This is a genomic window from Nostoc sp. 106C, from assembly GCF_002154725.1.
GTDB lineage: Bacteria > Cyanobacteriota > Cyanobacteriia > Cyanobacteriales > Nostocaceae > Aulosira.
On the sequence record NZ_MTAW01000112.1, the window covers coordinates 37,833 to 44,877 of the forward strand.

General features: G+C 41.3%; 6 protein-coding genes and 1 pseudogene. 6 read left to right on the plus strand and 1 reads right to left on the minus strand.

Translation table 11 applies throughout. The features are described 5' to 3' along the window. The first annotated feature begins 178 nt into the window (after positions 1 to 178). On the plus strand, positions 179 to 493 hold the full coding sequence (locus tag BV375_RS15410) for a hypothetical protein (RefSeq protein ID WP_086761936.1): 315 nt from the start codon (positions 179 to 181) through the stop codon (positions 491 to 493). Here the strand turns inward: BV375_RS15410 and trmFO are convergent. After that, a complete protein-coding gene (gene trmFO, locus BV375_RS15415) occupies positions 488 to 1,804 on the minus strand; it encodes an FADH(2)-oxidizing methylenetetrahydrofolate--tRNA-(uracil(54)-C(5))-methyltransferase TrmFO (protein WP_086761938.1) in 1,317 nt (438 codons plus the stop codon). The genes BV375_RS15410 and trmFO overlap by 6 nt on opposite strands. Positions 1,805 to 2,632: 828 nt before the next feature. Here trmFO and BV375_RS39010 point away from each other — a divergent pair. The 5 genes and pseudogenes from BV375_RS39010 (at position 2,633) to BV375_RS15435 (ending at position 6,993) form a co-directional block, all read left to right on the plus strand. Beyond that, positions 2,633 to 3,064, plus strand: coding sequence for a hypothetical protein (locus tag BV375_RS39010; protein WP_339376874.1), 432 nt, complete (start codon positions 2,633 to 2,635; stop codon positions 3,062 to 3,064). Positions 3,065 to 3,099: 35 nt separating this feature from the next. Next, entirely contained in the window at positions 3,100 to 4,974 is a 1,875-nt protein-coding gene (gene cas10, locus BV375_RS15420; protein ID WP_339376875.1) for a type III-B CRISPR-associated protein Cas10/Cmr2, read from the plus strand. Next, positions 4,971 to 5,693 (plus strand): annotated as a pseudogene (locus tag BV375_RS15425) (RAMP superfamily CRISPR-associated protein). The gene cas10 and the pseudogene BV375_RS15425 overlap by 4 nt, the downstream one beginning before the upstream one ends. After that, positions 5,690 to 6,427 (plus strand): CRISPR-associated RAMP protein Csx7, encoded by a 738-nt coding sequence (gene csx7 / locus BV375_RS37640; RefSeq protein WP_208099129.1) that lies wholly within the window; start codon positions 5,690 to 5,692, stop codon positions 6,425 to 6,427. The pseudogene BV375_RS15425 and the gene csx7 overlap by 4 nt, the downstream one beginning before the upstream one ends. Positions 6,428 to 6,429: 2 nt before the next feature. Continuing rightward, positions 6,430 to 6,993 carry an RAMP superfamily CRISPR-associated protein gene (locus BV375_RS15435; RefSeq protein ID WP_086761940.1) on the plus strand — a complete coding sequence of 188 codons (564 nt, stop codon included), beginning with the start codon at positions 6,430 to 6,432 and terminating at the stop codon, positions 6,991 to 6,993. Positions 6,994 to 7,045: the final 52 nt, after the last annotated feature.

Below are 7,045 nucleotides of genomic sequence, written 5' to 3' on the forward strand. Positions count from 1 at the left end.
TCGTTCCAACCAAACACCATGAGGATTAGTTGCAAAATCCGGCTCACCTACTCAAATGCGCTATGTATCAACTTTGTCAGCCATGTTTTAACATACACATCCCAGCGATGTCACGATAATTCGTAATTGTTAATTCATAATTTGTAGTTAATAAGTAGAATTACGAATTACTAGTTATATGAATATACGCAAAGCAATTCTTTTAATTACTTTAGTTTTTCCTGGTTTAGCAGTAGTGGGTATATCGCTTTATTGGTTTATTTTGGATTACGATGCACTGGGAAAAGCTGAGAATTACATAGAAAAGCTAGCAAAAGATGAAAAAGTAAATGATAGACAGTTAGATTATGCCTATCATCGGACTTTAGCTCATCGCATTAATGTATTTGCTGACGGAACTTGGGGATTAATCGGAGGAGTAATTACAGGACTTGGTATACATGGGTTAGCGACTATCCCAGAGCAACACAAGAGAAAACTGGATAAGTCATAAATGATTCGCTTTCCAATTTACCAAATCAGCCAAAGAGCGATCGCGGTAACGTCCGTAACGCTCTTGTTTATTTTTGATTTTCACACCTAGTTCGGGGAAAATACCAAAGTTAGGCGGCATTGGTTGGAAGTGTTTAGGCGAAGCGGAACTGATAAACTCAAACAAGGCTCCCATCATGGTTGTTGGTGGTAAAGTTAAAGCTTCTTTCCCTAAAGCTAGCCGTGCAGCATTAATTCCCGCCAAGCAACCACCTGCTGCTGCTGCGGTGTAGCCTTCTGTTCCAATCAATTGTCCAGCAGCCAATAAGTTAGGACGCTGTTTAAATTGCAGAGTCGGATGCATCAGTTGGGGAGCATTGATAAAAGTGTTGCGGTGCATCACTCCTAACCGCACAAATTCGGCATTTTCCAAACCAGGAATTAACCGAAATACTCGCTTTTGCTCGCCCCAACGCAAGTTAGTCTGAAATCCTACCATATTCCACAGTTGACCGGCTTTGTCTTCTTGACGCAACTGCACAACCGCATAAGGACGCTCCCCAGTACGACTATCAGACAATCCTACTGGCTTCAGGGGGCCATAACGCATCGTATCTTCACCCCGCAGTGCTTGTTCTTCAATGGGTAGACAAGCTTCAAAAAATTTTGCTGTTTCTCGTTCAAAATCTTTTAATTCTGTTTGTTCGGCTTTCTTGAGTTCTTCCCAGAAGTGCAAGTATTGCTCCTTATTCATGGGACAGTTGAGATAAGCAGCTTCGCCTTTGTCATAGCGAGAAGCCATAAAAGCGATATCGCGGTTAATCGATTCTCCAACAACGATGGGACTAGCAGCATCGAAAAAGCTCAGGTATTCCATTCCTGTTAAGCGGCGGATATCTTCTGCTAAGTCGGGACTGGTTAAGGGGCCAGTTGCCAAAACCACTATGCCTTCAGGAATTGCGGGTACTTCACCTCGGCGGAATTCAATTAAAGGATGATGAGATAGAGTTTCCGTTAACTCTTGGCTAAATTGTCCTCTGTCTACAGCTAAGGCTCCACCAGCCGGAACGGCGTGTTCGTCGGCTTTGGTAATGATAATAGAATTAAGTTGCCTGAGTTCTTCGTGTAATAATCCCGTAGCGCGATCGCTCGCCATTGCACCAAAGGAATTACTACATACTAATTCTGCCAGATGTTCTGTGTGATGGGCAGGACTAAAGCGATTTGGACGCATTTCATGCAAAATCACCGGCACTCCAGCCTGCGCTATTTGCCAAGCTGCTTCTGTTCCAGCTAGTCCACCTCCAATCACTTGTATCGGTTGTTGAGTCATAGTTAAATGATGAATTCCTGGTTCAGTTAAAGATAATTTGCTGGGAATTTATGTATATTCATCATATCGTCCTCACTCAATCCGATAACTGCCAGTACTGAAGTGAAATCGCTTCAATTCTTAATTCTGCTCTAAATATTTTTTCATCCCCTTGCGGGGTAAGTGTAAGTGTAACGCATGGAATTCCTTAACTTCTAACGTCAAGTTCCCAATGGTTTCCATCCCCTTGCGGGGTAAGTGTAAGTGTAACCCCTCGATTTGTAAGCCTTAGCCTGCATAGATTCTAGAGGCGGTTTGCGACGGATACGAATTTTGTCTCTTTCCAGTCATAAAAATAGAAAGCAAAAATCTCTAAAAGCCTTACAGGATAATGCAACGGCCGATTCCACGAGAGAATAAGCTTTTCAGCCATTTGCCGAATCGGTCGCACAATCGATTTTTCATCCTTAGGTAGTATGGAAACCTACCCAAGAAAACTACTGTATTTACTGAATTTTCAAGGTTCTGGTTTTGGAACTATAGAGAAAGCACTTAAATAGTTAGCTCAAATTTTGCAACAAAGATAACTTAGCTAAATTATCTGAGCTAGTCAACCCCAGTGATTGTGAAGAATTAAAAAGTGCCAAATTAACTAATAAAAGCGTTAATATCCTGATTTTGCTGTAGTGTGAGACTCAAATTTAAGTGGCAGCGTAAAATAACTATCTTGCTTTTTTGTGAGTTTCCATATAGTAATGATTAGAACGTTTAGCTACTTAAGTATTTCAAGATATCATTTGTCACTTCAGCTTATCTGCTGGCTACTATCTGCGTTGATTCAATGCCATCATGAACGATTCTCATAAGCGAATTATCACTGCGATCGCCTGGTGTCTGGCCTGGGGTGACAAGGAAAAGCTTGATGCTGATGAACTAAGCCAGTTGCAGCAAATGCGACAAGCATTGAGTAATCAGGAAAATGCACCTGTACCAGCAGAGGTAAACTCTTTTGTTGAACAAGCACAGTTACTACAAACCCTGAAATTTCCAGAAACTCTTGCTGAACTGCAAGATTTACCCACAACATACCCGACTTTATGGGATGCGAAAATTGGCTTGGTGTATGGTGGTGCTACTAAAATTAAACAGTATGTTTTTGAAGCAGCTAAACTTCCTGATATTCGTGGCGCATCAGCTTTATTAGACCGCATTAACTTGGTTGATTTACCTGCGTTTTTTGGTGGTGAAGGTACAAATCAGTTTCTGTTGAACGCTGGCTAGATGATAATCAATTTGCAGATTTACGAAAAGCTTTAATTTCCGAACTGATTATTTATTCTACAGGTGGCAGTATTCTGGCATTCTGTCCGGCTGCATTTGTTGACAAATTGGCGAATGCGATTGAAAAACGCTACACCCACGAAACTTTAACCGCAAATTCTTGTGCTGTTGGTGATACTTTTAGATTGCTAGAATTGCGCTTTGGATTGCTACAAAATCCCATTGAAAAGACTTTATGGTTGGAGGAATACCGAGACAAACAAGACAAACCTATTATTAAGGCTTATTTTGACTTACCTGATGTAACCGATCCAGAAGAAAAATTTCGCGATCGCAAAAACTTTAGCGAACTGGTGGGGAAACTAGCTAATCTATTCACTCAACGCCGCAATGGGAATAATTTTCCTGGTGTTAAGCGTCCTAGCCGTTGCTATCCGCCGATGTTTGAAACCCATCCTTACATACAACGAGATGAAAGCGATCGCCGTTCTGCGGTAGCTTCAGCTAACGGTTTAGCTGGCGAACCTTGGTTTTCTGATGCTTTAGCACGTAAGCATATTGTTGGACAAAGAACCAAGCGTGAGGGTTCGCAGGGTCAAGGATGGTATAACAGTTATGACTTTGGTTTACAGTCTGGTGAAATCAAGAAACTCTGGAAATCAGGTAAAGTTCTTAGCTGGGTTTTCAAGTTTGAACAATTCCTGAAGCAATCAGGGAACGCTAACGACTACTATCGAGATGTACCTGAACATGAGATAACAGAAGAAGCGCGATCGCTCAGAGAAATTGGTAATGCTAGCAATCCTCCGGGTTTTGTTGCCTATATTTACGCAGATGGTAATAATATGGGTGGCTACATCCGTAAGCAAATTAAAACGCCGCAACAATATAGAGAATTTAGCAAAGATATTTTTGACGCTACAGAATTGTCTGTATACAAAGCACTTAAAGATTTACGACCACACAAACTGAATAATCTTACCGATCCGGATAACCGCAACCGTAATGGCCGATGGATTCATCCTTTTGAAATTATCACGATTGGCGGGGATGATGTATTGCTGATTGTGCCAGCCGATAAAGCTTTAGCTATCGCCAAAACTATTGGTGAAGAATTTGAAAACTTGCTTTTAGAAAAAGGCGATCGCTATCAATTAGAAACACTTGTAGAAAAGCCTTACAATCCCAAGTTGGTGCATCGTTACCAAAAACAACTACCCGAATCACACCAATGTAAGTTGAGTATGTCAACTGGATTGTTGATTACTGCAGAAGATACCCCTATTTATTACGCAGAAAAACTTACCAGTCAATTACTCAAATCTGCTAAAAAACGAGCCAAGGATTTGAAGCGCGATTATAACTACTATGGTGGGACTGTTGACTTTTTGGTGATGAAAGCAGTAACGATGATTTCTTCTAATATCGAAGAATTCCGCCAACAGGGATTAACCAAAGCCAAAACCGGACAACCCAAACTCAAACTTTATGCTTCCCCCTACACTCTGCACGAACTAGGCGGATTATTAGAGACAGTGACAGCACTGAAAAAAGCAGAATTTCCGCGATCGCAACTTTATCAAGTTCGCAGTCTCTTAGAACGAGGAAAAAATACAGCCATTCTCAATTATCGTTACTTCCGAGTTCGACTCAAGCAGGGACAAGATGAACTCAAAACAGTATTTGAGGATGCTTGGTGTCAGCCGAAAAATCCTCACAATACAGGTAATCTTGCTCCTTGGATGTCTTTAAAAGAGCAGAGTGAAGACAGTGAAAATCAGGATAAGATGACCTATGAAACTATTTGGCGAGAACTGGTAGACTTGTATCCCTTTATTGCTGAAGAAAAAGACGAAACCCCAGGAAATCAGGGAACAGGGAAAAAGGATGAAAGGAGAGTAGGTGCATGATTCACCTCGATAGGCTTTCTCAAGTTCAGCCAGAAACGATAAGCTTAACAGCTGTAATTGATACCGCTTTATGCGTGGGTGCTGGAGGTTCCTCTTGATCGTTAGCAGATAAGCCAATTGTGCGGAATGCTCAAAAACAACTTATAATTCCAGCTTCTCAACTTAAGGGAAGACTACGCCATGAGTGTGAAAAGCTAGCGAGGGGTTTAGGTTGGCAAATCTTTGAATCTCCCGCAGCAGAAACATTGTCTCCTTTAGAAGCTAACGAAAATTGGAGCCATTTACGGCAAGATTATACAGTCGAAGGCTATCGAGGATATCACTGTTTGGTTTCGCAAATATTTGGCGATCCGATTTTGCCATCACGGGTGATTGTTGACGATCTAATCTGCAAAGTTCCAGAAGAAGAATTACCGGAAGTTCTCAGGCCTGGTGTTACCATCAACCGTAAGCGTCGCACTGCGGAAGAGAGAAAATTATACTTACTGGAAACTTCTCCTGCAAATGCACAATTAGAATTTGAGGGTGAGATTCACCTGCTGAAACCTAACTGTCCTGAATATGCTAAACCGTTGATATTAGCGGCGTTACATCATATTCATGCTTTGGGTGGGAGTAAATCTGCTGGTTTGGGTTGGCTGACATGGAAAGATTTGCCGCAAATGTCTGCAAATGATGCAGCTTGGTTAGGCTTAAAAGCAAAGAAGGCAAATTTATGAAGCGTATTGAGTTAAATATCAAAGTGCGATCGCGTTTAGAAAGTTTCTTACGAGGAATCGATCCAAAATTTGCAGCAAATCCAGCTTTAGAATCAGAATGGTCAATTCCTCCTGATGAAATGTCTGACTTTAAAAACAGTATAAATAATCTTGCAAATCAGGCAAAAGAAGAACGACTACATCAATATATTATCGATAATACTGACTTAGTTTCTTTTTTATCTGGTTCACCTTGGCTAGCAAGTAAATCTCAAGTACGCGATTTAACAGTATTAGCTGATAGCTGGTTTGGACAGTATCAAGAAAGAGATGGCGTAGTAATTGAACGCGATACGGAAACAGCAGGTGATGGAAAGTTATATGATTTTCAAGTCGTCCCGGCGGGAACACCTTTTGAATTCCGCGCAGTTGTCGATATTTGCGATCGCTTAATCGATTCACAACAATTCCCCAGTCCAGAAGGGCAATTATTCAATCATCACCTAGAATTGCGTTGGAAAAAACAAGGTGAATTATATAAAGTCCTACTCCTCACCACCCTAAAACTTGAGCCAGGATTTGAACCTGTTGGTAAAAATTGGGAATTTTTGGATCGCAACGCACATCAGTATTCTGCTACAGACTCTCGCTTTCCTCAGGGCTTTACATCTGACGACGTTAAAATTGCCCAACGCTATTTTAGAGATTCCAGCACTGCAACGGTACATTTTGTCGCCCTTACCATACCCAAATAGCTATGACACGCACCCCCTCTAATCCTTCACAGCAAGCAATTAGCCCCAAACCTTATAAGTTAGTTGCTCTCCCCAGCCAACCACCAAACCGCCAACGTCCAGCCGGACAAGAACGTTTTCGCCAAGACCGTTTAAGTGGGAAAATGTCTTTGCGCTTAACAGTGCAAACTAATACCGTCGTCGCATCAGGTGCGATCGCACTGGGTATCGATATACTTGGGTTAAATAAAAATAGCCCCGATTTAATTAAAACTGCGGTACGACGAGACAGACGCTTAATTATTCCGGGAAGTTCTTTTAAAGGTGTGGTACGTTCTGTATATGAAGCTATTACCCAAAGCTGTTTATGTAAGGTAGCATCACAGACTAAAAAACAAAATTGGATTCCTGATAAATATCAAGAATGCCAAATTAATCAGTCAAATATTAATGTCTGTCCCGCTTGTCAAGTTTTTGGTGCAATGAATTGGCAAGGGTTAATTCGCTTTACCGATGCTATCTGTGAAACGACTAAATTTAGAGTTAAGTTTATCCCTTCACTATATCAACCCCAACCTGAACCATAAGTAAGTAGGCACGAAAAAACCAAACTATGTGAAGATAAGTAAATACGGAGAA

What these genes read in the sequence shown, in the direction of transcription:
- BV375_RS15435 (WP_086761940.1), top strand. Translation starts at nt 6,430, where the DNA reads ATGACACGCACCCCCTCTAATCCTTCACAGCAAGCAATTAGCCCCAAA.
- trmFO (WP_086761938.1), bottom strand. Translation starts at nt 1,804, where the DNA reads ATGACTCAACAACCGATACAAGTGATTGGAGGTGGACTAGCTGGAACA.
- csx7 (WP_208099129.1), top strand. Translation starts at nt 5,690, where the DNA reads ATGAAGCGTATTGAGTTAAATATCAAAGTGCGATCGCGTTTAGAAAGT.
- BV375_RS39010 (WP_339376874.1), top strand. Translation starts at nt 2,633, where the DNA reads ATGAACGATTCTCATAAGCGAATTATCACTGCGATCGCCTGGTGTCTG.
- BV375_RS15410 (WP_086761936.1), top strand. Translation starts at nt 179, where the DNA reads ATGAATATACGCAAAGCAATTCTTTTAATTACTTTAGTTTTTCCTGGT.